Source organism: Saccharomonospora piscinae (assembly GCF_005862235.1).
Lineage (GTDB): Bacteria > Actinomycetota > Actinomycetes > Mycobacteriales > Pseudonocardiaceae > Saccharomonospora > Saccharomonospora piscinae.
The window spans coordinates 89525-112084 of sequence record NZ_VCEK01000007.1 but is presented as its reverse complement, the minus strand read 5'-3'; the positions used below and the strand labels follow the sequence as shown (position 1 = coordinate 112084).

At 70.3% G+C, this 22560-nt stretch carries 26 protein-coding genes; 10 read left to right on the top strand and 16 right to left on the bottom strand.

Features of this window, described 5'->3' with window-relative positions:
• Nucleotide 1 precedes the first annotated feature (1 nt).
• On the top strand, nt 2–784 hold the full coding sequence (locus tag FFT09_RS22140) for a TetR/AcrR family transcriptional regulator (protein ID WP_024877619.1): 783 nt from the start codon (nt 2–4) through the stop codon (nt 782–784).
• Nucleotides 778–1110, top strand: coding sequence for a DUF4873 domain-containing protein (locus FFT09_RS22135; protein ID WP_138383949.1), 333 nt, complete (start codon nt 778–780; stop codon nt 1108–1110). The genes FFT09_RS22140 and FFT09_RS22135 overlap by 7 nt, the downstream gene beginning before the upstream one ends.
• Nucleotides 1111–1219: 109 nt before the next feature.
• Here FFT09_RS22135 and FFT09_RS22130 read toward each other — a convergent pair whose 3' ends face one another.
• Together FFT09_RS22130 and FFT09_RS22125 are read right to left on the bottom strand one after the other, a co-directional pair.
• Complete coding sequence (locus FFT09_RS22130) at nt 1220–1450, bottom strand: DUF3107 domain-containing protein (protein ID WP_024877622.1); 231 nt, start codon at nt 1448–1450, stop codon at nt 1220–1222.
• 39 nt (nt 1451–1489) lie between these two features.
• Nucleotides 1490–2158, bottom strand: a complete 669-nt coding sequence (locus FFT09_RS22125) for a ferritin-like fold-containing protein (RefSeq protein WP_081193743.1) — start codon at nt 2156–2158, stop codon at nt 1490–1492.
• A 383-nt stretch (nt 2159–2541) separates the two neighbouring features.
• Here FFT09_RS22125 and FFT09_RS22120 point away from each other — a divergent pair, with 383 nt between their 5' ends.
• The 3 genes from FFT09_RS22120 to FFT09_RS22110 are packed head-to-tail and all read left to right on the top strand — an operon-like array spanning nt 2542 to nt 6238.
• Nucleotides 2542–4161 (top strand): DEAD/DEAH box helicase, encoded by a 1620-nt coding sequence (locus FFT09_RS22120; protein WP_138383896.1) that lies wholly within the window; start codon nt 2542–2544, stop codon nt 4159–4161.
• Nucleotides 4162–4166: 5 nt separating this feature from the next.
• Entirely contained in the window at nt 4167–5507 is a 1341-nt protein-coding gene (locus FFT09_RS22115; RefSeq protein ID WP_138383895.1) for an Rv3212 family protein, read from the top strand.
• Nucleotides 5508–5536: 29 nt separating this feature from the next.
• Nucleotides 5537–6238 (top strand): alpha/beta fold hydrolase, encoded by a 702-nt coding sequence (locus tag FFT09_RS22110; protein WP_425273076.1) that lies wholly within the window; start codon nt 5537–5539, stop codon nt 6236–6238.
• Nucleotides 6239–6274: 36 nt separating this feature from the next.
• Here FFT09_RS22110 and FFT09_RS22105 read toward each other — a convergent pair whose 3' ends face one another.
• The 6 genes from FFT09_RS22105 to FFT09_RS23020 are packed head-to-tail and all read right to left on the bottom strand — an operon-like array spanning nt 6275 to nt 9756.
• Nucleotides 6275–6604: a hypothetical protein gene (locus tag FFT09_RS22105; protein ID WP_081193737.1), complete on the bottom strand. Its 330-nt coding sequence runs from the start codon at nt 6602–6604 to the stop codon at nt 6275–6277.
• A gap of 19 nt (nt 6605–6623) precedes the next feature.
• Entirely contained in the window at nt 6624–7484 is an 861-nt protein-coding gene (locus FFT09_RS22100; protein ID WP_081193735.1) for a RecB family exonuclease, read from the bottom strand.
• A 1-nt stretch (nt 7485) separates the two neighbouring features.
• Nucleotides 7486–8109, bottom strand: a complete 624-nt coding sequence (locus FFT09_RS22095; protein WP_024877629.1) for a MarC family protein — start codon at nt 8107–8109, stop codon at nt 7486–7488.
• Entirely contained in the window at nt 8106–8987 is an 882-nt protein-coding gene (locus FFT09_RS22090) for a PHP domain-containing protein (RefSeq protein ID WP_138383894.1), read from the bottom strand. The genes FFT09_RS22095 and FFT09_RS22090 overlap by 4 nt, the downstream gene beginning before the upstream one ends.
• 24 nt (nt 8988–9011) lie before the next feature.
• Nucleotides 9012–9575 carry a PH domain-containing protein gene (locus FFT09_RS22085; RefSeq protein ID WP_024877631.1) on the bottom strand — a complete coding sequence of 188 codons (564 nt, stop codon included), beginning with the start codon at nt 9573–9575 and terminating at the stop codon, nt 9012–9014.
• 19 nt (nt 9576–9594) lie between these two features.
• A complete protein-coding gene (locus FFT09_RS23020; protein WP_167305426.1) occupies nt 9595–9756 on the bottom strand; it encodes a hypothetical protein in 162 nt (53 codons plus the stop codon).
• Between the two features lie 220 nt (nt 9757–9976).
• Here FFT09_RS23020 and FFT09_RS22080 point away from each other — a divergent pair, with 220 nt between their 5' ends.
• The gene (locus tag FFT09_RS22080) at nt 9977–10381 is read left to right on the top strand and encodes an NUDIX hydrolase (protein WP_138383893.1); all 405 of its coding nucleotides are present in this window, start codon (nt 9977–9979) and stop codon (nt 10379–10381) included.
• On the opposite strand, the gene FFT09_RS22075 is transcribed toward FFT09_RS22080, so the two are convergent.
• Nucleotides 10370–11509 (bottom strand): DUF2332 domain-containing protein, encoded by a 1140-nt coding sequence (locus FFT09_RS22075; RefSeq protein ID WP_081193727.1) that lies wholly within the window; start codon nt 11507–11509, stop codon nt 10370–10372. The two genes, FFT09_RS22080 and FFT09_RS22075, sit on opposite strands and share 12 nt — an antisense overlap.
• Before the next feature lie 359 nt (nt 11510–11868).
• Between FFT09_RS22075 and corA the strand changes: the two genes are divergently transcribed.
• The 3 genes from corA to FFT09_RS22060 all read left to right on the top strand — a co-directional run bounded on the left by corA (nt 11869) and on the right by FFT09_RS22060 (nt 14649).
• Entirely contained in the window at nt 11869–12954 is a 1086-nt protein-coding gene (corA, locus tag FFT09_RS22070; protein ID WP_024877634.1) for a magnesium/cobalt transporter CorA, read from the top strand.
• Between the two features lie 181 nt (nt 12955–13135).
• The gene (locus FFT09_RS22065; RefSeq protein WP_138383892.1) at nt 13136–13807 is read left to right on the top strand and encodes a metallophosphoesterase family protein; all 672 of its coding nucleotides are present in this window, start codon (nt 13136–13138) and stop codon (nt 13805–13807) included.
• The gene (locus FFT09_RS22060; RefSeq protein ID WP_081193723.1) at nt 13804–14649 is read left to right on the top strand and encodes a chromosome partitioning protein ParB; all 846 of its coding nucleotides are present in this window, start codon (nt 13804–13806) and stop codon (nt 14647–14649) included. Before FFT09_RS22065 ends, FFT09_RS22060 begins: the two co-directional genes overlap by 4 nt.
• A 111-nt stretch (nt 14650–14760) precedes the next feature.
• Here the strand turns inward: FFT09_RS22060 and FFT09_RS22055 are convergent, their stop codons facing one another.
• The 6 genes from FFT09_RS22055 to FFT09_RS22030 form a co-directional block, all read right to left on the bottom strand.
• Complete coding sequence (locus FFT09_RS22055; RefSeq protein WP_138383891.1) at nt 14761–15942, bottom strand: ABC transporter ATP-binding protein; 1182 nt, start codon at nt 15940–15942, stop codon at nt 14761–14763.
• A gap of 3 nt (nt 15943–15945) precedes the next feature.
• On the bottom strand, nt 15946–16794 hold the full coding sequence (locus tag FFT09_RS22050; protein ID WP_024877638.1) for a carbohydrate ABC transporter permease: 849 nt from the start codon (nt 16792–16794) through the stop codon (nt 15946–15948).
• A complete protein-coding gene (locus tag FFT09_RS22045) occupies nt 16794–17756 on the bottom strand; it encodes a carbohydrate ABC transporter permease (protein WP_081193721.1) in 963 nt (320 codons plus the stop codon). Before FFT09_RS22045 ends, FFT09_RS22050 begins: the two co-directional genes overlap by 1 nt.
• Nucleotides 17753–19078, bottom strand: a complete 1326-nt coding sequence (locus tag FFT09_RS22040; protein ID WP_024877640.1) for an ABC transporter substrate-binding protein — start codon at nt 19076–19078, stop codon at nt 17753–17755. Before FFT09_RS22040 ends, FFT09_RS22045 begins: the two co-directional genes overlap by 4 nt.
• Nucleotides 19079–19256: 178 nt before the next feature.
• A complete protein-coding gene (locus FFT09_RS22035; RefSeq protein ID WP_024877641.1) occupies nt 19257–19778 on the bottom strand; it encodes a YflT domain-containing protein in 522 nt (173 codons plus the stop codon).
• A 121-nt stretch (nt 19779–19899) separates the two neighbouring features.
• Entirely contained in the window at nt 19900–20727 is an 828-nt protein-coding gene (locus tag FFT09_RS22030; RefSeq protein WP_138383890.1) for a slipin family protein, read from the bottom strand.
• A gap of 213 nt (nt 20728–20940) precedes the next feature.
• On the opposite strand from FFT09_RS22030, the gene FFT09_RS22025 reads away from it, so the two are divergent.
• On the top strand, nt 20941–22086 hold the full coding sequence (locus FFT09_RS22025; protein WP_138383947.1) for an Mrp/NBP35 family ATP-binding protein: 1146 nt from the start codon (nt 20941–20943) through the stop codon (nt 22084–22086).
• Nucleotides 22087–22107: 21 nt separating this feature from the next.
• Here the strand turns inward: FFT09_RS22025 and tatB are convergent, their stop codons facing one another.
• Complete coding sequence (gene tatB, locus FFT09_RS22020; protein ID WP_081193717.1) at nt 22108–22533, bottom strand: Sec-independent protein translocase protein TatB; 426 nt, start codon at nt 22531–22533, stop codon at nt 22108–22110.
• Nucleotides 22534–22560 lie beyond the last annotated feature (27 nt).

Sequence of the window (22560 nt, the reverse complement as noted above, 5' to 3'; positions counted from 1 at the left end):
CATGGACAACATGGCCGACCGTGTCAACAGCTCAAGCAGGTCGGGACGGAAATCCGGGAACGAGCCATCCGGCGACGCCCGCCGCGACCGCTGGCGCAAGCACCGGATCGCCCGCCGCGCCGAGTTCGTGGATGCCGCACTGCGGGCGCTCGACGAGCACGGCCCCGACATGGGCATGGAGCACGTCGCCGCCGCCGCGGGCGTCACCAAACCGGTGCTGTACCGGCACTTCGACGACAAGGCCGACCTCTACCTCGCGCTCGGCCACCGGGGCACCGAGATCCTCTTCCAGCGGCTGCTGCCCGCCATCAACGCCGAACTGGCGCCGATGCCGCGCATCCGCATGGCGCTCGACGCCTTCTTCTCCGTGATCGAGCAGTACCCGAACCTCTACCGGCTGCTCGCCCGCAAGTCGTTCGCCGACCGGCCGGTGGACGCCGACGTGGTGGCCGAGGACAAGCAGCTCATCGCCACGGCACTCACCGCGTTGCTCGGCGACTACATGCGCATGCTCAACATGGACTCCGGCGCGGCCGAGCCGTGGGCACACGGCATCGTCGGCATGGTGCAGAGCACCGGGGAGTGGTGGCTGGACAAGCGCACCATGAGCCGCGACAGCGTCGTCGAGTACCTGACGCAGATCATCTGGGCCGCCATCGACGGCCTCACCCGCCAGCACGGCGTGGCGCTCGACCCGCACTCCCCCCTGGACGCCGACAAGGTCGTTCCGCTGAAGAAGGCCATGGACCACGGACAGCACGAACAGACGGGAGAACCATCGTGAGCGAGCACGACGAGGACGGCTACGAGGGCACGGCGACCCTGGTGGCCGACGAGGTCGAACTCGAGGTCGCCGTGCGGCTGCGCGGGCACTTCCAGCCGATCGACGGCTACTACCACTGGTACGGCCGGATCAAGGCCGACTCCCGGGTCTCCGAGCTGGCGGGAGGGAAGAAGCGCAAGGTCGAGATCCGCACCCCCGAGGGCCACGCGCACGGCGAGATCTCCGACCCCGACCCGTGGGACCGCTACCGCATCATGGGCGTGAGCACACCGCCGTTCGCGGTGCCCATCTCGCTGGCCGACATCGCGGAGGACGCGCAGGGTTAGGCGCCGCGGTCACCACTGCACACATCCGTCCGCCGGACACGACTCGGGCCGCCCACCGGCCCCGCGTGGCGAGGCGGCGAGCGGCCCGGATCGTCGTCGGCAGGCCCGGTCAGGAACCGACCGCGAAGCCCACCCTGCGCACGTCGGACGGCGCGATCTCGACGTAGGCGATGCGGTCCGCCGGGACGAGGAAGGTCCTGCCCTTCTCGTCGGTGAGGCGGAACAGCCCGTCGTCGGCACTCAGGGCCTCGGCGACCTGCTTCTCCACCTCGTCGGGCGACGCGCTGCTGGCCACCACGAGCTCTCGCGGCGCGTCCTTGATGCCGATCTTGACCTCCACGTGCGACCTCCGCCTAGTCGTGCTGTCGTCGCCCCCAGGCTAGCCGAGACCGAGGGCCTGCATCCGTTTGGTGTGTTGCTGTTGGAGCCTGCGAAACAGTGCCGCGATGCCCGAGAGGTCGCCGCTTCCGGCCACGATCAACTCGGCGAGACCGTCACGCTCGGCCACCACGTACTGGGCGTGGGTCAGCGCCTCTCCGAGCAGCCTGCGGCTCCACAGCGCGAGCCGGTCGCGGGCCGGCGTGTCGTTCTCGGTCGCGGCGGCCACTTCGCGCTGGGCGAACGCGGAGTGGCCGGTGTCGGCCAGCACGGTGACGACGAGTTCGCGCGTGCGCTCGTCGAGCAGCCCGGCGAGCTCGCGGTAGAGGTCGGCGGCGAGGTTGTCCACCACGTACGCCTTGACCAGTGACTCCAGCCACGTCCTCGGTGCCGTCGACGCCTGGAACGCGTCGACGTGCTGGATGAACGGCCGCATGGCGTCGGCGACCGCGACTCCGTGGTCGCCGAGATGGCGCTCCAGCAGGGCGTAGTGCCCGATCTCGGCGGCGGCCATCGACGCGAGGGCGGCGCGGCCCGCCAGCGTCGGCGCCTCGCGCGCGTCCTCGGCGAGCCGGTCGAACGCCGACAGCTCGCCGTACGCGAGGACGCCGAGCAGATCGACGACCCCGGCCTCGATGTCACCGGGCGCCCCGGACGTCGCGTCAGTCACGGCCCAACCGTAGTGCAGCCCACGACGAGACCAACAACACGCCACACCACGCGGGCGAGGTCCGCGGGATGAGCGCGTGGACAGGTTAGACTGCGAACTGGTAGTGAAGGTGCCTTGTGTAGTGCACGACGATCGGCTGATGCGCGTGAGGCGCTCGACCGGGAAGGCCCCGGGTCCGACAGCGCCGGTGTCCAGCATCGCCGAACCGTCTCACTTCACTACGAACTGACAGTGTGCGTGCACGCCTCCAGCGGCGTCCCACCGGTTTCGTGTGACACGCCGCGAAGCGAACGCTTCGGCGTGGTGGTCGAATGCCGCGTTGTACCCGGCTGTGCGCGCCGGTATGAGAGAGGCGATCCGACATCGACCCGAACAACGACACCATCGCGAGTACCGCCACGCCGGACAATCCGACGTTCGCCGAGCTCGGGGTCCATCCCGACATCGTCAAGGCGCTCACGGCGTCCGGCATCGAGCGCACGTTCGACATCCAGGCACTGACGCTGCCGCTGGCACTGCGCGGCGAGGACGTCATCGGCCAGGCCAGGACCGGGACGGGCAAGACGCTGGGCTTCGGCGTGCCGCTGCTCCAGCGGCTGACCCTGCCCGGCGACGGCACCCCGCAGGCGCTCGTCGTGGTACCCACCCGCGAGCTGTGCGTGCAGGTCACGAAGGACCTGGAGAAGGCGGGCGCCCACTTCGGCGTGCGCATCGCGTCCATCTACGGCGGCCGCCCGTACGAGTCCCAGATCGCGTCGCTGCGCGACGGCGTGGACGTCGTGATCGGCACGCCGGGACGGCTGCTCGACCTGGCCGAACAGCGCCACCTGGTGCTCGGCAAGGTCTCGACGCTGGTGCTCGACGAGGCCGACGAGATGCTCGACCTCGGCTTTCTGCCCGACATCGAGCGCATCCTGCGGATGGTGCCCGAGCAGCGGCAGACGATGCTGTTCTCGGCCACCATGCCCGGCCCGATCCTCACGCTCGCCAGGACGTTCCTGCGGCAGCCCACCCACATCAGGGCCGAGGACCACGAGGCGAGCGCGATCCACGAGCGGACCACCCAGTTCGTGTACCGCTCGCATTCGCTCGACAAGCCCCAGCTGGTCGCGAAGCTGCTCCAGGCCGAGGGCCGCGGCCTGACGATGATCTTCACAAGGACGAAGCGGACCGCGCAGAAGGTCGCCGACGACCTCGCCGAGCGTGGCTTCGCCGCGGCGGCCGTCCACGGCGACCTCGGGCAGGGTGCCCGCGAGCAGGCGCTGCGCGCGTTCCGCTCCGGCAAGGTGGACGTCCTCGTCGCGACCGACGTCGCCGCGCGCGGCATCGACGTGGACGACGTCACCCACGTCGTCAACTACCAGACGCCCGACGACGAGAAGACCTACGTCCACCGCATCGGGCGCACCGGCCGGGCAGGCAAGACCGGGGTCGCGGTGACGCTCGTCGACTGGGACGAGGTTCCCCGCTGGAAGCTGATCTCCGACGAACTGGGCCTCGACCTCGCCGAGCCGCCGGAGACCTACTCCACGTCGGCGCACCTGTTCACCGATCTCGGCATCGCCGAGAAGACGACCGGCCGGCTCCCGCTGTCGCAGCGCACCCGCGTCGGGCTGGCGGCCGAGAACGAAGAGGACTTCGGCGGCAAACGTCGCGCGACCAGGGCCGAGGCGCCCCGCAAGCGCTCGCAGCGCCAGCGCAGGCGTACCCGGGGCGGCCAGGAGGCCGGGCAGGGCGAGCAGGACGGCGCGACCGTGGCCGAGTCCGGCTCCGGGTCCGACGCCGCGAAGGACACCACCCGGCCGCGCAGGCGCCGCACACGCGGGGCCACGGCCCACACCCCCACGGCCGAGCACGCCGCTCCGGCCGACAAGGAGGAGCCGCCCCACGGCGACAGTGCCGAACGGCCGCCACGCCGCAGGCGCCGGAGGCGGCGCGGTTCCGGGAGCGGTCACGCCCCCAACCCCGCTGACACGGCCGACACGGCGGCGCGGGCAGACTAGGAGGGGTGAGCACCCCGTCCGGACGGCCCAGCGAGCACACTCCCGCGGCGCGAACGCCGGGCACGGAGGACGTGCTCGCTGCCGCCGGGCCCCAGGACGCCGATCCCGGCCGGGCCGTGCGGCAACCCGGCACACCCGGCCGCTCCCCTTGGAACCGCCGCCGCGACCGGTTCGTCGCGGCGGCGCTGGCGCTGGTGTGCGTCGCGGGCGGCGCCGTGCTCTGGCTGGTGAGCGACAGCCGCGCCACCACCCAGCGCACCACGACCGATCCCCCGGCGAGGCTGGAACCGCCGTCCGCGGTGCCCGGCAGCCTCGCCGAGCGGTGGCGCGCCCCCAGCGAGGCCACGGATGGGCCGGTCGCGGCGGGCGGGTCCGCGGTCACCGCGTCGGACGGCACCGTCGCGGGACGCGATCCGATGACCGGTGAGATCCGCTGGAGCTACTCCCGCGACCTCGCCCTGTGCGCGACGGACGGCGCGTGGTCGAAGGTCGTCGCGGTCTACCGCAAGGGCGAGTGGTGCGGCGAGGTCACGCAGCTCGATCCCGCCACCGGTGCGCGCACCGCACAGCGCAACGGCGACGCCGAAGCGCCCACCACGCTGGTGGTGGGCGAGGACCACGTCACCACCACCGGCACCCGACTGCTCAACACGTGGCGCAGCGATCTCGTGAAGACGCTCGAATACGGCCGGGTGCCCGCCCCGGTCAACCCGGGCAGGCAGCCGAGGCCGGAATGCCGGTACTCCACCGTGGCCGCCGGTTCCGGCCTGGTCGCGGTGATCGAACACTGCCCTCGCGAGACCGGGGCGCGGCTCACGGTGTTGCGAGCGGCGGGTGACGAGGCCGACGAACCGGAGCAGGTGTTCAGCTCGCTGCTGCCCGAGATGACCGCGCAGGTGGTGGCCGTGTCGGACGAGCGCGTGGCCGTAGCGCTGCCCGAGCGACGGCAGCTGTACGTCTTCGACCACGACGGCAGGCGGCAGGCCACGCACGATCTGGCCGTCCCGGAACCCGAACTCGCCGCCGTGCCGGAGTCCGGGGTCGCGGCGACGGCGAAGGGCCGGGACAGCGTGTTCTGGTTCACCGGATCGCGCACGGTGGCCCTCGCGGGTGACGACCTGCGCCCGCGCTGGACCGTGGAGGACACGCTCGGGGCGGGCACAGCGTTCGCGGGCGAGTACGTGGTGCCCATCGCGGGCGGTCTCGCGGTGCTGGACGAACGGACCGGCGAGACCACGCGCACCGTGGCCGTGGACCGCGGCGGATCGCGGGCCCCGGTCTCCCTGTCGGCGGCGGGACCGGTGCTGCTGGAACAGCGCGGGGCGACCGTGGTGGCACTGCGGTGATCGCCCGGGGTACCACTGCGGTGTCGTCGGTGTCACTGCCGAGCGCCCACGGCCCGCTCGCCGCGCTGCGCGGGGCGGGCACCGGCGCCACCGGGGCGAGCGCGCTGCTCGTGCCCGGCTACACCGGGTCGAAGGAGGACTTCGCTCCGCTGCTGGACGGCATCGCGAGTGAGGGAATCAGTCCGGTGGCGCTCGATCTGCCCGGCCAGCACGAGTCGCCCGGGCCCGAGGACCCCGCCGCCTACCTGCCCGACCCGCTGGGTGCGGTCGTGGCCGAGCTGGTCGCCACGCTGACCGAGGACGGCCCGGTGCTGCTGCTGGGGCACTCCTACGGCGGCCTGGTGGCGCGAGCCGCGGTGCTGGCGGGAGCTCCGGTCGCGGGACTGACGCTGCTGGGCAGCGGACCCGCGGCGCTGCCGCCAGGACCACGCCACGACGCCCTGCACACCGAGCCCGCGTGTCTGCTGGGCATGGCCGACGGGCTGCGCGGCGAGCCGGACCGGACCGGCGACCTCGCGGCGGTGCTGCGGCGGCGAAACCTGCCCGGCCTGGTGTTGGCCGGGCAGCACGACGACGCCTGGAGCGTTCCGGACCAGCGGGACATGGCCCGGCGGCTTGGAACGGAGTTCGTCACCGTCCCCGACTCGGCCCACTCGCCGAACACCGAGAACCCGCGCGGCCTGCTGGCGGAGCTGCTGCCCCGCTGGCGGGGCTGGCTCGCCGGACGCTGAGCGGGATCAGCCGCCGGACGGCGGCGACACCGCCCGTCACGACCACCAGAACAGCCACAACAGCAGCAGGCTCACCACGGCCACCCCCGCGCCCGCGGCGCCCGCTCGCGCGCCGCGGGTCCGGTCGGCCTGACGCTGCGCGTACCCGGCGAGCACCACGCCGACACCGTGGCCGACCAGCGGGTACGCACCCGGCCCCTCACTTTCGCCGCTCCAGGCCAGCCCCTGCGCGCCCGCCAGCACGACGAGCACCACCACCCAGCCCGCGGTCAGCGAACCGGTGATTCCGCGCCACACGGGCACCCGCGCGTCCGGTGCCCCGCCGGAGGTTCCCACGCTCAACTCCACCGTGTCCGGCTCAGCCATCTCACTCCGCCCATCGTCGTCACGCCGTCGGCACCAGCAAGTCCCACGGGCGGGCGGCGGGTACCGCCTCCTGCCCTTCGGGACAGCTGGGACGCAACTCGCACCAGGCACAACGACGTGCCGGGCGCGCAGGGAAGAGTGCATCCGGATCGCCCCCCTCGGTGAGCCTATCGGTCAACTCCCTCGCTGTGGCGGCGGTCTCCTCCGCCGCACTCACCTGGTCGCGCAGGTCGGCTTCGGTGTGCTCGGCCGACGCGACCGTGGCCGTCGGCAAGTGATGCAGTTCGACCCGCGAGCACGGCGTGCGGAACGTGCGGGCCGCCGCCACCGCGTAGAGCGCCAGCGCCCGGGAGCGGCGCGCGTCCGCCTCGCCGGGCCGCGCCCGACCGGTCTTGTAGTCGACGATCACCAGCTCGCCCTCGCGCGAGTCGATGCGATCGATCCGCCCCTCGACGATGAGCGCCGGGCGCGCGGGATCGCTGCCGACCGTCGCCGACACCCACCGTTCGAGCCCGACCGGCTCACCGGTCACGTCGTGGTCGCTCGCGTAGTCCGCGACCCAGCGGCGCGCCGCCTCCGAGTACCGCGCGATCTGGACCGCGTCGGCGAAACCGGCGCTGCGCCAGTGCTTGCCCACCAGTGCCCCGGCCCGCTCGGGTGTCCGCGCGGCCGGGGGCAGGGTGAACAGCTCCCGCAGCGCGTTGTGGACCACCGCGCCGAGCGTGTTGTGCGCCCACGGCCCCGTCCGTACCGGAGTGGGCCGATCGAGGTAGGTCATGCGGTAGCGGCGGGGGCAGTCGTCGTAGAGCCCCAGCCGCGCCGGGGTGACCTTCAGCAGCGGCGTCGGCTCGACGCCGAAGTCGAATCCGAGCTGAGCCATCTCACGCCCCTTCGATGAAACCGCGGACCGAGTCGGCCACCAGCTCCACGGCGATGGCGGCCAGCAGCAGCCCCGCCACCTTGGCCAGCAGCGTGATGCCGCTCTCGCGCACCACCCTGATGAGCACCCCGGAGTACCGCATACACAGCCACAACACCAGGTGTACCGCCACGATGGCCGCGCCGAGCGCCAGGTACGCGCCGGTCTGCCCGTCCGCCTGCCGCACGAACACGATCGTCGCCGCGATCGCGCCCGGCCCGGCCAGCAGCGGTGTGCCCAGCGGCACCAGCGCCACGTTGACGTCCTCGGTGGCCTCCGGCTCCGAGCTGCCCTTGCCCGTCAGGAGATCGAGCGCCACCAGCAGCAACAGCAGCCCGCCCGCGCCCTGCAACGCGGGAATCCCGATGCCCAGATAGGCGAGGATCGCCTGGCCGGCCACCGCGAACAGGGTGATCACCAGCAGCGACACGAGTACCGCCTGGCGCGCCGCCCTGGCCCGCGCAGGCGGGGGCTTGCGGCCGACGAGGCTCAGGAACACCGGAACCGTGCCGGGCGGGTCCATGATCACCAGCAGGGTGATGAACGCTTCGAGGAACAGGGTCGCGTTGAAGATCTCCGCCGTCACGGCGTGGCCCCGGTGGTCCGCACCGGCTCGCCCTCGGCGCGCGCCAGTAGCTCCCCGAACTGCTCGTCCTCCGTCGTCTCCTGACCGAGCACGAGAGTCTTGTTGGCGCCGTGATAGTCGCTGGACCCGGTTCGCACCAGCCCCAGTTCGTCCGCGAGCCTCCGCAACCGCGCCCGCACGTCCGGCGCGTGGTCGGGGTGGTCCACCTCCACGCCCGTGAGACCGCGCTCGGCCAGCTCGGCGATGGTGCTCGCGGAGACCGTCGGTCCCCGGGACGCCGCGAACGGATGAGCCAGCACCGTCACCCCGCCCGCCGCCGCGATCATCTCGATGGCGGTCACCACGGGCGTGTCGGCCCTCGAGACGTAGTAGCCCCGGCCACCGCCGAGAAAGCGCGCGAACGCCTCGTCGACGGTCGCGACCACGCCGGCCCGCACCAGCGCTCTCGCCAGATGCGGCCGACCGGCGGGGGCGTCCGGGCCCAGCCCGGCCATCACCTCGTCGGGGTCGACGGGCAGACCGTCGGCGGCCATGCGCTCCGCCATCACCCGCAGCCGCCCGCGCCGCTCCTGCCGCAGCCTGCGCTGCTCCGCGACCAGCGGCGGTGAGGCGGGATCGAACAGGTAGGCCAGCAGATGCACGCTCACCGGCCATCCCTCGGCCGAGGTCGACTCACACGACAGCTCGGCACCGGGCACCAGGGTCAGCCCGTCGGGCAGGGCCGCCGCCGCGGGCTCCCACCCCGCCGTGGTGTCGTGGTCGGTCAGCGCGACCACGTCGAGCCCGGCGCCCGCCGCGAGGCGCACGAGTTCGGCGGGACTGTCGGTGCCGTCCGAGACGGTCGAGTGAGTATGCAGGTCGATGCGCACACCGGCCATTGTCCCGCCCGAGCGGGACCGACCTCAGCCGACCATCTTCTTGTTCCGCCGGGCCGCACGCTGCGCCTTGATCATCGAGAAGCGTTCGGCCTGCTTCTGCTTGTCGCCGAACACGAGCTCCGAGATCGTGTCGTAGAAGTCCTCCGGCCTCGGGAGGTACTCGATGCGGTTCAGCGCCTGGATCTGACCGGCCGACTCCACGACCATGGTGCCGTAGCCGAGCATGCGGCCGAGGAACGGCCGTTCGTAGGTGAGGTCGGTGACCTTCGTGATCGGCATCATCAGCACCTGGGTGGTCCAGACCCCCTTGGTCATGACGAACCGTTTGTCGGTCACCACCAACCGCTCCACCCACCACTCGATCACCTGGTAGGCGAAGCGCAGGACCAGGAACAGCGCGACGTACCACAGGACGTTCTGCAACACCCACATGGCGGGCGGCAGGATGTAGGACACCATGACGCACACGGCGATCAGGGCGACGGCCTCGAAGGTCTGCCAGATGAGGCAGGACCAGTGCCGCCGGATCCTGATCACCCGGCGCTCGGTGTCGAGCAGGTACTCGTCTGGATCGCGTGGCGCGAACATGGCCGGAGCCTACCGTCGATCAGCTGAAGACGTTGCTGACAAACGTGATCACTGCCTCGGCGGCGTCGCGCAGCGCGGTGATGATGTTGTCCACGAACCCCGCTGCCTCGTCCGGTCGGGCGATCACGAAGAAGAGGACCAACGCGATACCAGCGAACGTCGCAAGCTTTTTCGCGTTCATCGGCGATCAATCCCGTCTCTCGAAGTGCAGACCTGTGTTGCGGCTTGGTGCCACTAAGTTTGTACCGCACTGCGCTCCGTTACGGCAGCAAAGTCCTGCGCTTGGGTCAGCGCACTGCGCAGTCTGCCATTCACGACTACACTCCGTGAAGCTTTCGAGTGATACACAACACGACGAGTGCGGGACGTCACGGCTCCGCGACGGAGGAAGGTGAGCGCCGATGCACCGGGCCGACAGCGTCCGCTGCGTGGGCGGGATCGTGTTCGACGCCGACGGCCGCCTGCTGCTCGTACGCCGGGCGCACGATCCGCATCGGGGCCGGTGGTCGCTGCCCGGAGGCCGGGTGCGCCCCGGCGAGACCGACGCCGAAGCCCTGGTCAGAGAGCTCCGCGAGGAGACCGGGCTGCACGTCACGCCTGTCACCCTCCGGGGCACCGTCCCGCTCGGCCGATACCTGATCAGCGACTACACGTGTACGGTCTCCGGCGGCCGGTTGTGCGCCGGAGACGATGCCGACGACATCGGCTGGGTGAATTCGGCCCAGTTCTCCGCGCTCGCGACCAGGGACGCACTCACGCCGGGCCTGGCCGAGACCCTCCGGACGTGGGACGCGCTACCCCGCTGACCCCGCCAGCCAGGTCATGCGCTGCCCCTGCGGCTCGGCGCTCGCCAGCAGCTCACCCCGCGCCCGGCCGTCCTCGAAGGCGACGACGCCCAGCACGGCTTGCCCCGTGGCGGCGGCCGGCGCGGCAGCGTCGGGTGCCACCAGGTTCAGCCACGCCGCGAGCCCCGAATCGCCGGAGTCCCCCGAGTACTCGACAGCCACCCACGACAGCGGGCGGTGGGCGGCGATCTCCCCCAGCGCGGCGACGAAGTCCTCGCGCCGCTCGGCGGGCAGCGACCCTAGTACGCCATCCGTGAAGACGACCAGCGGCAGCTCGTCCGGAACCCGCCCTGCCGCCGTGGCCAGGTCGCCGACCGCGTCACCGGCGAACAGCTCGGGCTGCCACCGGCGCTGGGCGCCCGCCGCCGTCCGCAGCAGGCGGATCCGGTCGGGTTGATCGGCCCAGACGCACGCCTCCAGCCACGCCAGCTCGTCCTCGTCGGCCGCGTCGACCGGATGGCGGTCGAGCCCCACCCTCGCCTTCACCGCGAGCTTCTTCGGCAGGGCGGGAAACACCGCGCCGTCGGCCACCGCCAGCGAGCAGTGCAGGCCCACCACGGCCTTCGCCGGTCCGGCGACGAGTTGTTCACCCCCGTCGCGCTGGTAGCGGTAGGAGAACGTGTCCATCCCGAGCAACAACCCGGCACCACACCCGACCTCCAGCAGCCCGACCGGCCCGCGCGCCCGCTTCGCCACACCCGCGACCGCGGGGTACAGCACGGCAGCGCGGCGCACCTCGTCGGTCCGGGTGGCCCGGGTCGAGACAAGCTCACGTACCCGGTCGGCACGTTCGAGCACGAAGTCGCGGAACAGCGGCCACGTCTGCGAGTCGGGACCGTCGAGCCCGCCCAGCGAGGGGTAGTACCGCGACAGCGGGTGGATCGGCTCGGCCTGCACCAGCCGGTGGGCCGCGGCCAGCAGCAGCGCCGGGTCCGCGTCGTCGCCGGACGCGGCCGTGAGCAGCCCGGCCACCTCGTCGTCGGTGGCGGCCTCCGCGGCGAGGTGCGAGTACAGCGGCGAGGCGTCCGCCGCCTCGTGCTCGGCGAACCGGCGTAGCCGCTCGCGAGCGGTGTCCAGACTCGAAGCCATGTCATCCTCGAAAGCCGTGCGCGGGAACTGACCTCACCGTAGCCGGTTTACCTCCCGTGGTGCGCCGCACCCGGCCCGGTGCGGACAACCGGCGGCGGGCAGGAGTAGCCTCAGTCAGGTGGTGCGCGCGCCGCGGCCGGTGTTTCCCGGCCCGCCCGCACCGGCCGACGTCGAGTCGAGAGGAGGTGGGGACCCAGATGAGTAGTGGCGATAGTCCGCTTCCTAGTAGCGCCGGCGTTTCCCGCCTCCCGGTCGGCCCACGTCCTATGCCGCGCTGACGCGGCCGGACTCCCGCCCGGGCGGGACCGCTGGCACATGCCTGTCGTCAGAGTTCACGACATCGCAGCCAGGAGAGTTCCATGCCCGCTATTCCCACGCTCGGTCAGCTGCGTTCCCGGAGCAACGGCCGCGTCGGCCGCCGCCGCGCCGCCGCCGTGCCCGTGCCGCCGACGTATGTCGTCGACTGCGGTGTCTACGTCGACGGTGTGCGCCAGCCCGGTGAGTGGACCCACGTCGAGGCGATCAAGGAAGTCCGCGAGCGCGGCGACGGTTTCGTGTGGATCGGCCTGCACGAGCCCAACGAGGAGCAGATCCAGGGCGTCGCCGACACGTTCGGGCTGCACGAGCTGGCCGTCGAGGACGCGGTCCACGCACACCAGCGGCCCAAGCTGGAGCGCTACGACGACACGCTGTTCATGGTGTTCCGCACCGTGCGCTACGTGGAACACGATTCCCCGACCACCGCCAACGAGATCGTCGAGTCGGGAGAGCTCATGGCCTTCCTCGGCGCCGACTTCATCATCACCGTGCGGCACGGCAACCACGCCGGGCTCGCGCACCTGCGGCGGGAGCTGGACGCCGATCCCGAGCGCCTGCTGCCCGGGCCCGCGTCCGTGCTGCACGCCATCGCCGACCACGTCGTCGACCACTTCCTCGTCGTCAGCGAGCGCATCGAGGACGACATCGACGCGATGGAGGCCGAGGTGTTCGCGCCGCGCACCCGGGTCACGTCGGAACAGATCTACCTGTTCAAGCGCGAGGTGCTCGAACTGCGCAGGGCCGTACTACCTCTGGCCACCCCGCTGCGCAGGCTGTCGGAGGGCTACACCCGCCTGGTCCCCGACGAGGTGCGGTCCTACTTCCGCAACGTCCACGACCACGTCACCACCGTCAGCGAACGGGTGGCCGCCTTCGACGAGCTGCTGACCACACTGGTCGACGCCACCCTCGGCAAGATCACGCTGCAACTGAACTCGGACATGCGCAAGATCACGGCGTGGGCCGCGATCGTCGCGGTGCCCACCGCCATCGCGGGGATCTACGGCATGAACTTCGACTACATGCCGGAGATCCACTCGCGCTACGGCTATCCGGCCGTCATCGCGGTCATCCTCGTCATCTGCCTGGTGCTCTACCGGGTGTTCCGCAAGAAGAAGTGGCTCTGAGCGGGCGCGTCCCGCCGCGCCAGCCGCACACTCGACTTCGACAGGGAGGAGTGGGTCATGACCCGCATGCTCACCAACCTCAAGTTCTGGGGACTCACCACCGCCTTCGCGTGGGTGGTCATCGTCACCGCGATCATCGCGACCAACCCGGAGTTCGCGCGCGGACCGGGATGATGGAGTCATGTCCGCGCCGAGGGTGCTCGCCGTCGCCGACGAGGTCGAGGAGTCGTTCTGGACGGATCGGGTCGCGGCCCTGTCCGTCGACCTGATCCTGGCGGCAGGCGATCTGCCCTTCGACTACCTCGACTTCCTGGCGAGTGCGCTGGACCGGCCGCTGGTGTTCGTGCCCGGCAACCACGACCCCGACCTCGGCGGGTTCGCGCGCCGCAACGGCCTCGTCCTGCGCGCGGGCTTCCCGTCCGAGTGGCCGGGGCCGTCCGGCGGGCTGAACGCCGACGGGCGGGTCGTCGAGGTCGCGGGGCTGCGGATCGCGGGTCTGGGCGGGTCGCCGCGCTACAACGGCGGCCCGAACCAGTGGACCGAACGGGAACAGACACGGCGTGCGCGCGGACTCGTGCGCCGCGCCCGGCGCAGGCCCGTCGACGTGCTGCTCACCCACACCCCGCCCCGCGGTGCGGGCGACGGCGGCGACGACGCCGACGCACCGCATCGCGGGTTCGTCTGCCTGCACGACACCGTGCGGCGGCTGCGCCCGCGCTGGCTGCTGCACGGGCACGTTCACCCCTACGGCCCCCGGCCGCCCGATCACCGACTCGACGGCACCCGCGTGCGCAACATCGTCGGCGCCCACGTGTTCGGGCTCGGCCCCGAGGTGACCACGGAGGCGTTGTGAAGAACCGCGACACCGGCTTCCCGAAGGCCGACGCAGAACACGACTTCCTGCGAGCGCGCCGCCGCCAGGTGCTGTCCCGGCTGTCGACCTGGCTCCGGCGCGAGCCCGACGACGTCAACATCATGCTGCCGTTCGACGAGGTGGTGCGGGCACTCGGCAGGATCGGCGAACGCCGGATCGGCACCCGGGTGGTCCGGCTCGACTCGATCGTCGGCAGCGTCGACCGGGGCCGCGACTTCGACCGCCGGTTCCGGCCGACCTCGGCCAGGGTGCGGCAGCGGTGGGAGCGGCTGGCCCTCGCCAGCAGGCGCGGCGAGCACATCCCGCCCATCGAGGTCTACCGCGTCGGCGACCTGCACTTCGTCATCGACGGGCACCACCGGGTGTCGGTGGCGTTCGCGCTGGGGCTGACCTCCATCGAGGCCGCCGTCGTGGAGGTCAGGACCAAACTCAACCCCGAGGGCATCCGGCACCGCGGCGACCTCATCGTCAAGGACTACCGCAGGCTGTTCCTCGAACGTGTGCCGCTGCGCGGGGAGGCCAGAGCGGCCGTCGTGATGACCGATCACTGGAACTACGCCCAGCTCGGCGAGCACGTGGAGGCATGGGGATTCCGGCTGATGCAGGACGAGGGCACGATGCTCGACCGGGCGACCGTCGCCAGGCGCTGGTACGACGACGAGTACCTGCCGGTGGTGCGCATGTTGCGCCAGGCCGATCTGGTGGGCACGCGCACGGAGGCGGAAGCGTACCTGTGGGTGGCGTGCGAACGGTACCGACTGATGCGAACCCACCGGTGGGACGACGAGTTCTTCCAGACGATGCGAGCCCAGCAGAGCTGACCGGTGTAGCCGTGTCCGCAGATTACGTAGCCGTGTCCGCAGTTGGTGTAGCCGAGTCCGCACCCGTGCGGTGCGGACTCGGCTACGTAACTTGCGGACACGGCGTGTGGGTTACTCCGCGTAGGTGAGGTTGCGGCCCGACGACGGGTCGAACAGCTGGACGCTGTCCACGTCGAACCACACCTTGGCCTGATCGCCCTCCCGGACCGCCGAGGCGGCCGACAGCCTCGACACGATGGTGGAACCCGCGCCCGGCACGTCGGCGGCTCCGGCGTCGGCGGCGAGTTCCTGCAGCTCCGCCGTGCTCGCCAACTCGGCTTCGACGCTGAAGTACGCGTACTTCTCCGAGCCCATCGACTCCAGCACGTCCACCGTGGCGCTGAACGACGCACCGCCCTGGCGGTGACCCTCTTCGACCAGCGCGGCGTCCTCGAAGTGCTCGGGGCGCACGCCCATGATCACTTCGCGTGGCGCGTCCGCCGCCTCGGCCTTGCGCCGCACGCTGTCGGACAGCTCGATCTTGCCAAGGGCACTGTTCAGCGCACCCTGTTCCAGGGTGGCGGGGACGAAATTCATCGACGGCGAGCCGATGAACCCGGCCACGAACAGGTTCGCGGGGTGGTCGTAGAGGAACTGCGGCGACCCGATCTGCTGCACGACACCGCCGCGCAGCACCACGACCCGGTCGCCCAGCGTCATGGCCTCGGTCTGGTCGTGGGTGACGTACACGGTGGTGGTGCCGAGCTGCTTCTGCAGTTTCGACACCGACGTGCGCATCTGCCCCCGCAGTTTCGCGTCCAGGTTCGACAGCGGTTCGTCCATGAGGAACGCCTTGGGACTGCGCACGATGGCACGCCCCATGGCGACCCGCTGACGCTGCCCGCCGGAGAGGTTGGACGGCCTGCGGTCGAGGTGCTGGGTGAGGTCGAGAATGCCGGCCGCCTCCTCGACCTTCTGGCGCACCGTGGCGTCGTCCACTTTGGCCAGCCGCAGTGGGAAGGCCATGTTCTCCCGCACGCTCATGTGCGGGTAGAGCGCGTAGGACTGGAACACCATCGCGATGTCCCGGTCCTTCGGCGTCTTCTCGTTCGCCCGCTGCCCGTCGATGCGCAACTCACCGGAGGAGATGTCCTCCAGCCCGGCGATCATGTTGAGCGCCGTCGACTTCCCGCAGCCCGACGGACCGACGAGGATGACGAACTCCCCGTCGGTGATCTGGATGTCCATCTCCGACACGGCGAGGGCTCCGTCGGGGAACCGCTTGGTCACCTTGTCGAGCACGATCTCAGCCATTGTCTAACCCTTCACCGCACCAGAAGTCAGCCCCGCGACGATCCGCCGCTGGAAGAACAACACGAACAGAATGATCGGGATGGTGATCACCACCGCTGCCGCCGAGATCGTCCCGGTAGGGTCCTCGAACTGCGAGGTGCCCGTGAAGAACGACAGCGCGGCCGGCACCGTCCGCGACGCCTCGGTGGACGTCAGCGAGATGGCGAACAGGAAGTCGTTCCAGCAGAAGATGAACACCAGGATCGCGGAGGTGAACACACCGGGCGCGGCCAGCGGCGCGATCACCTTCCGGAACGCCTGCGCCGGGGTGGCGCCGTCCATCTTCGCCGCCTTCTCCAATTCCCACGGGATCTCGCGGAAGAACGCGGACAGGGTGTAGATCGCCAGTGGCAGCGCGAAGGTGATGTAGGGCAGGATCAGCCCCGGCCACGTGTCGAACAACCCGAGCTCCCGCTCGATGTTGAACAGCGGCGTGACCAGCGAGATCTGCGGGAACATCGCGATCAGCAGCGACACCCCGACCAGCGCCTTCTTACCCGGGAAGGCGAGCCGCGCCACCGCGTAGGCCGCCATCATGCCGAGCACCACCGCGATCAGCGTCGCGATGATCGCGATGCCGATCGAGTTGATCAGTGGCCGGATGAACTCGTTGGTCGCGAAGATCTCGGCGTAGTTGTCCAGTGTCCATTCGCGCGGGATGAAGTTGCCGTCGGCGAGCGTCTCCTTCGACTTGAACGACAGGGAGACGATCCACAGCACCGGCACCAGCGCGTACACCACCACGACGAGGTCGATGAGCGCCCACCGGGCCTTGCGCCCCGTGGTGACCGTACCCAGACTCGACACAGCCATCAGCGCTTCCCCTCCTGATCACTGCCGGGCGCCGCGGTACCGAACACCTTGATGAAGATGAACGCGATGATCGCCACCGCGATGAAGATCAGTACGGCCATGGTGGAGCCGATACCGAGATTCAGGCCCTTCATCAGGTTGTTGTAGGTCTGCATCGACACCGACGAGGTGTCGTTGGCGCCGCTCGTCAGCACGAAGATGTTGTCGAACACCCGGAAGGCATCCAGGGTGCGGAACAGCAGGGCCACGAGGATGGCGGGTTTCATCACGGGCAGCATCACCTTGGTGAAGCGCTGCCACGCGGATGCCCCGTCCATCGACGCGGCCTTGAGCAGATCGTCCGGAACGAGAGCCAGACCGGCCAGGAGCAGCAACGCCATGAACGGCGTCGTCTTCCACACCTCGGCGAGGATGATGATCGCCAGCGACGACCACTGCTCGGTCAACGGTGCCCCGTCGCCTGCCAGCGCGTTGGCGAGATACCCCGTCTCCGGCGTCCACGCGTAGTACCACGAGAACGCGGCCACGACCGTGACGATGCCGTAGGGGATCAGCGTCACGGTTCGCACGAGACCGCGCCCCACCAGGGTCCGATGCATGATCAACGCGAGTGCCATGCCGAGGACGAACTCGATCGCCACCGACACCACCGTGATGAACGTGGTGACGCCGAACGCCGTCCACCAGTAGGAGTTGCCGAGTACCGCGGCGTAGTTGTCGAACCAGACGAACTGCCGCTCGTCGGGAAAGCGCAGGTCGTAGCGCTGGAGGGACAGCCACACCGAGTACAGGATCGGGTAGCCGGTGACGGCGATCATGACGATCGCGGCCGGCGCCACGAGCAGCAGCCCGAGCCGGCGTTCGGCCCGCTTGCCCTCGCTCATCGGGGCCGCGCCCCGCTCCGGTTCGACCCGGGTCGCCGATGCGGCCCCGGTCGCCGGACTTGCCGCCGTGTCACTCATGGAATCACGCCCTTCGAGCTGAGCGCCTGGTCGAGCTGGTCACGCAACTGCTGCGCGGTGCCCTGCGGATCGATGTCCGTCGGCGGCGACAGCACCTTGGCCATGACGATGGACAGGTTCTGGTACGCCGGGGTCAACGGCCGCACCGCCGCGTCCTTCAGCTCGTCCCGGATGGTGTCCTTCATCGGGTACTTCATTTCCATGGTCGGGTTCTCGTCCGCGTCCGCGGGCTGCGACGGGTCGAGCGGCGCCGTGTCGTCGTAGACCGACTCGATCGTGGGGGGCACGCCGGACATCAGGGCGGAGAACTTCTGGTTCTCGGGGCTGCGCAGGCACAGTGCCGCCTCGAACGCTTCGGGCTTCTGCTGTGAGGACGCGCTCACCGCGAGGTTGAAACCGCCGATCGTGCTGCGCCCGGTACCCGGCTCACCGACACCGGGATAGGGCGCCCACTTGAAGTGCTGGAGCTCGTCGGGTTTCTCGGCGGCGTAGGACGCGTAGACGTAGGGCCAGTTCAGCTGGAACGCGCCGCGTCCCTGCTGGAACGCCAGCCGGATGTCGTCCTCCTGCTGGTTGGTCAGTGACGGGTCCGTGAGCCCGGTCGTGCTGACCTCCTTGAAGATCTCCAGCGCGCGCACCGCCCCGTCGTCGACCTCCACCGACTGGCCGTCCTCCGAGAGGATGCGGCCCCCGGCCGATTCGACGACCGAGTTGTAGGAGACCACGAGTCCCTCGTACTGGGCGCCGGTGAACAGGATCTCGTGCGGTTCACCCTGCTCGCGCAGCTGCCGCGACATCGCGATCATCTCGTCCCACGTGCGTGGGGGTTCCGGGGTGATGCGCTCGTCGTACCAGAGCAGCCGGACGTTCGTGTTCTTCGGCGCGGCGTAGAGTTCGCCGTCCCACGTGGCGGTCTCCAGCGGGCCGGGAAGCACGTCGGCCTCGGCCTCGGCCTTGTTCTCGCCGGTCCACTCCTCGATCCAACCCGCCTCGGCGAACTCGGGCACCCAGGTCACGTCGAGGCCGAGGACGTCGAGCGAGGTGTCCCCCGCGGCCAGCCTGCGCACCATCTGCTCGCGCTGACCGTCGGCGTCGCGGGGGAGCTTGTTGTAGACGATCTGGTAGCGACCGCCGGCCTGCTCGTTGCAGTTGTCCACCACCTGCTGGAAGTTGTCTTCCGGCGACATGTAGACGTTGATCTGGGTGCCGCCGTCGGTACCACAGGCGGCCAACACCGACCCCGTCATGACGGTGATTCCCAGTATCGCCGCTGCCCGACCGGGTGAACGTCGGAGTCGCCGCCGCACAGCGGCCTTCAGCATGAGCTCTCCTCCCCACCGCACGAAAGGGTGGGGAGTCCACCCACCCCTTTGTGCACGGACTTCGATGTCACGGGGCGGATGTCCCGCCTGTGACCGGTGCCATAAACCTAGGCCCACCGATCACACAGCGCAAGTACTCACAGTAACTAAAGTAGGGCGGTACGGAAATTTTGTTGCATCACCCGTGTGAACCCATGGCCAGCTTCGCGAGCAGATCGCGACCCTTTTCGGCGTTGCGGGGCTGGCACAGCACGTCGTAGCGACCCGCCACCAGTTGACTCGCCGACGAGAAGTCCCTGCGACCGCGCGTGCTGCCGTAGCTCATCGCGGCGAAGGCCGCCCCGAACACGACACCGGCGACCAGACCCACCAGCACGGGGGCGTACGACATCCCCTGCGTGCTGCTGAACAGGCCGAGCAGCAACCCCACGAACAGGCCGAACCAGGCGCCGGACAGGGCGCCGGTGCCCAGCACCCGCCCCCAGGAGAGCTTGCCGATCACCCGCTCCACGAGCATCAGGTCGACCCCGACGATCGTGACGTCGGCGACCCGGAATTCACTGTCGGCGAGGTAGTCGACGGCGCGCTGCGCCTCCTCGTAGGTGGAATAGGAGCCGATCGGCCAACCGGACGGCGGCGTGGGAAGGCGCGGCAGTCCCGGCGCCTGTCGACCCGACGTGAATGGACCGGTCACGATCATCACCCGTTTGTTCTGCTTGTCCCTCGCCAGCCTCCACCGGCACGTGTACCCATGATCTCACGCTTCGCACACGGGGGAAACCGGGTGGACACGGCGGGGACCGCCTCGCCCGGCCGCCCGCTCAGCCCGCACGCTGCTGACTGGGCAGCACGCCGTCGGCACCGAGGTTGGTGGCCCGCTCGGCCGCGTCACGCTTCGCCCGCTCGTCGAGGAACCGCAGCAACTCGACGGGGAAAGGCAGGACGAGGGTCGAATTCTTCTCCGCCGCCACCTCCACGACCGTTTCCAGCAGACGCAGCTGCAACGCCGCCGGAGTGTCGGCCATGGTCGCCGCCGCCTGAGACAGCTTCTCCGAGGCCTGGAGCTCGCCCTCCGCCGCGATCACCCTGCCTCGCCGCTCGCGTTCCGCCTCGGCCTGTCGCGACATGGCCCGTTTCATCGTCTCCGGCAGGGCGACGTCCTTGATCTCCACCCGGTCGATGTGGATACCCCAGCCCACGGCCGGACTGTCGATCATCAGTTCCAGTCCCTCGTTGAGCCGTTCGCGGTGCGACAGCAGGTCGTCGAGATTGCTCTCGCCGATCGTGCGGCGCAGGCTCGACTGCGCCACCTGCAACATGGCGAACCGGTAGTTCTCCACCCCGACGATCGCCTGCACCGGATCGATCACCCGGAAGTACACCACCGCGTCGACCCGGACCGTGACGTTGTCCCGGGTGATGCCGTCCTGCGCGGGCACCGGGAGGGTCACCACCTGCATGTTCACCTTGTGCATGTGGTCGACCCCGGGAACGATCAGGGACAGCCCCGGCTCCCTCGGCAGGCCCGCGACCCGTCCGAACCGGAACACCAGCCCCCGCTCGTACTGGCGCACGATCCGCAGCGACGACCCGGCCACGACCACGAGCACCAGGCCGATGACGACAAGGATGACAAGCACCGTTTCCATCGCGCGCCCCACCTTCCGCGGGGCCGGGCTGCCGTCCTCTCCGGTGGGCGCCGGACCGCGACCCCGAGCGAGCTGACGTGATCCATATTACACCCGACCGTGGATCGTGGCCCCCTGACGAAGCGGACGCAGCCCGGAGCGTCCGTACTACCGGCACGTAGCATGAGGGCAGCAACGCAACTCACCAGCGACGAGAAGGTCGGTGCCGCAGCAGTGACCACCACGCAAGAGACCCCCAGCGTCGAGGACGTGCGCACCGCGCTGAACGACGTCCACGACCCGGAGATCAAGAAGCCGATCACCGAACTGGGCATGGTGAAGGACATCTCCGTCGGTGCCGACGGGGTCGTGACCGTCGCCATCTACCTCACTGTGGCCGGCTGTCCGCTCAAGGACACCATCACCCGCGACACCACCGCCGCCGTCGAGACGCTCTCCGGCGTGCGCGACGTGCGCGTCGAGTTGGACGTAATGAGCGACGAGCAGCGCACCGAACTGCGCAAGCAGCTGCGCGGCGACGTGGAGGAACCGGTCATCCCGTTCGCTCAGCCCGGCTCGCTCACCAGGGTGTACTGCGTGGCGTCGGGCAAGGGTGGCGTCGGCAAGTCCAGCGTGACGGTGAACCTCGCCGCCGCGATGGCCCGCAAGGGCCTGTCGGTGGGTGTGGTCGACGCGGACATCTACGGCCACTCGGTGCCCCGGATGCTCGGTGCGAGCGACAAGCCCACCAAGGTCGAGAAGATGATCATGCCGCCTCAGGCGCACGGCGTGAAGGTCATCTCGATCGGCATGTTCACTCCCGGCAACACCCCGGTGGTGTGGCGCGGCCCCATGCTGCACCGCGCGCTGCAGCAGTTCCTCGCCGACGTGTTCTGGGGCGATCTCGACATCCTGCTGCTCGACCTGCCGCCCGGCACCGGCGACATCGCCATCTCGGTGGCGCAACTCATCCCCAACGCGGAGATCCTGGTCGTCACGACCCCGCAGCAGGCCGCGGCGGAGGTTGCCGAGCGGGCAGGCGCGATCGCGCTCCAGACCCGGCAGCGCGTCGCCGGTGTCATCGAGAACATGTCGTGGTTCGAGGCCCCCGACGGCTCCCGCATGGAGATCTTCGGGTCGGGTGGTGGTCAGCGGGTGGCGGACTCGCTGTCGACCTCCGTCGGCGCCGAGGTCCCGCTGCTGGGACAGGTGCCGCTCGACCCCGCGCTGCGGGAACAGGGCGACTCGGGAACTCCGCTCGTGCTCTCCGCTCCCGACGCCACGGCAAGCCAGGTGCTCAACTCCGCGGCCGACAAGCTGTCCGTCCGGGCTCGGGGTCTGGCCGGCATGATGCTGAACGTCACACCGGCCGGGCGCTGAGCCCCGGGCCCGGACGTCGGCTCAGGTGGCGTCCGGGTCCACCGGCGGCTTCTCGCCCGCCTTCAGCGGCTCCACGTGATGCGGGGTGGTGGAACCCGCACCACCGGTACCACCGGTCGCCTGGCCGTTACCGCCGGGCGAGTCGGTGCCGTTGATGTTGTTCAGGCCCAGCGGGTCGGGGTCCCCGTCGAACAGGTGCTGCGTCACCGCCTGCCTCGGATCGAAGTTGCGGAGATTGCGCAGGTCCTGAATCGGTTGCCGGAACTCCTCGAAGTCCGTGCCCACCTCGTCGCGCAACTGCTGCCGGGCTCCGGTCGCGAAGTCCCTGACCTTGCGTACCGTCCGCCCCATCCAGGCGGCGGCCTCGGGCAGCCGCTCCGGGCCCAGGATGAACAGGCCGGCGACGATGAGGACGAGGATCTCACCCCAGCCAATGCTGTCGAACACGCGCCCAACCTCCGCCTCGAACCACGA

Excerpts from the sequence above, each read along its gene's own strand:
- FFT09_RS22090 (WP_138383894.1), bottom strand. The coding sequence starts at position 8,987 with ATGGCCGGTGTGCGCATCGACCTGCATACTCACTCGACCGTCTCGGAC.
- corA (WP_024877634.1), top strand. The coding sequence starts at position 11,869 with ATGCCCGCTATTCCCACGCTCGGTCAGCTGCGTTCCCGGAGCAACGGC.
- FFT09_RS22035 (WP_024877641.1), bottom strand. The coding sequence starts at position 19,778 with ATGATCGTGACCGGTCCATTCACGTCGGGTCGACAGGCGCCGGGACTG.
- FFT09_RS22105 (WP_081193737.1), bottom strand. The coding sequence starts at position 6,604 with ATGGCTGAGCCGGACACGGTGGAGTTGAGCGTGGGAACCTCCGGCGGG.
- FFT09_RS22045 (WP_081193721.1), bottom strand. The coding sequence starts at position 17,756 with ATGAGTGACACGGCGGCAAGTCCGGCGACCGGGGCCGCATCGGCGACC.
- FFT09_RS22055 (WP_138383891.1), bottom strand. The coding sequence starts at position 15,942 with ATGGCTGAGATCGTGCTCGACAAGGTGACCAAGCGGTTCCCCGACGGA.
- FFT09_RS22075 (WP_081193727.1), bottom strand. The coding sequence starts at position 11,509 with ATGGCTTCGAGTCTGGACACCGCTCGCGAGCGGCTACGCCGGTTCGCC.
- FFT09_RS22080 (WP_138383893.1), top strand. The coding sequence starts at position 9,977 with ATGCACCGGGCCGACAGCGTCCGCTGCGTGGGCGGGATCGTGTTCGAC.
- FFT09_RS22100 (WP_081193735.1), bottom strand. The coding sequence starts at position 7,484 with ATGGCTCAGCTCGGATTCGACTTCGGCGTCGAGCCGACGCCGCTGCTG.
- FFT09_RS22065 (WP_138383892.1), top strand. The coding sequence starts at position 13,136 with ATGTCCGCGCCGAGGGTGCTCGCCGTCGCCGACGAGGTCGAGGAGTCG.
- FFT09_RS22030 (WP_138383890.1), bottom strand. The coding sequence starts at position 20,727 with ATGGAAACGGTGCTTGTCATCCTTGTCGTCATCGGCCTGGTGCTCGTG.
- FFT09_RS22140 (WP_024877619.1), top strand. The coding sequence starts at position 2 with ATGGACAACATGGCCGACCGTGTCAACAGCTCAAGCAGGTCGGGACGG.
- FFT09_RS23020 (WP_167305426.1), bottom strand. The coding sequence starts at position 9,756 with ATGAACGCGAAAAAGCTTGCGACGTTCGCTGGTATCGCGTTGGTCCTC.
- FFT09_RS22040 (WP_024877640.1), bottom strand. The coding sequence starts at position 19,078 with ATGCTGAAGGCCGCTGTGCGGCGGCGACTCCGACGTTCACCCGGTCGG.
- FFT09_RS22085 (WP_024877631.1), bottom strand. The coding sequence starts at position 9,575 with ATGTTCGCGCCACGCGATCCAGACGAGTACCTGCTCGACACCGAGCGC.
- FFT09_RS22050 (WP_024877638.1), bottom strand. The coding sequence starts at position 16,794 with ATGGCTGTGTCGAGTCTGGGTACGGTCACCACGGGGCGCAAGGCCCGG.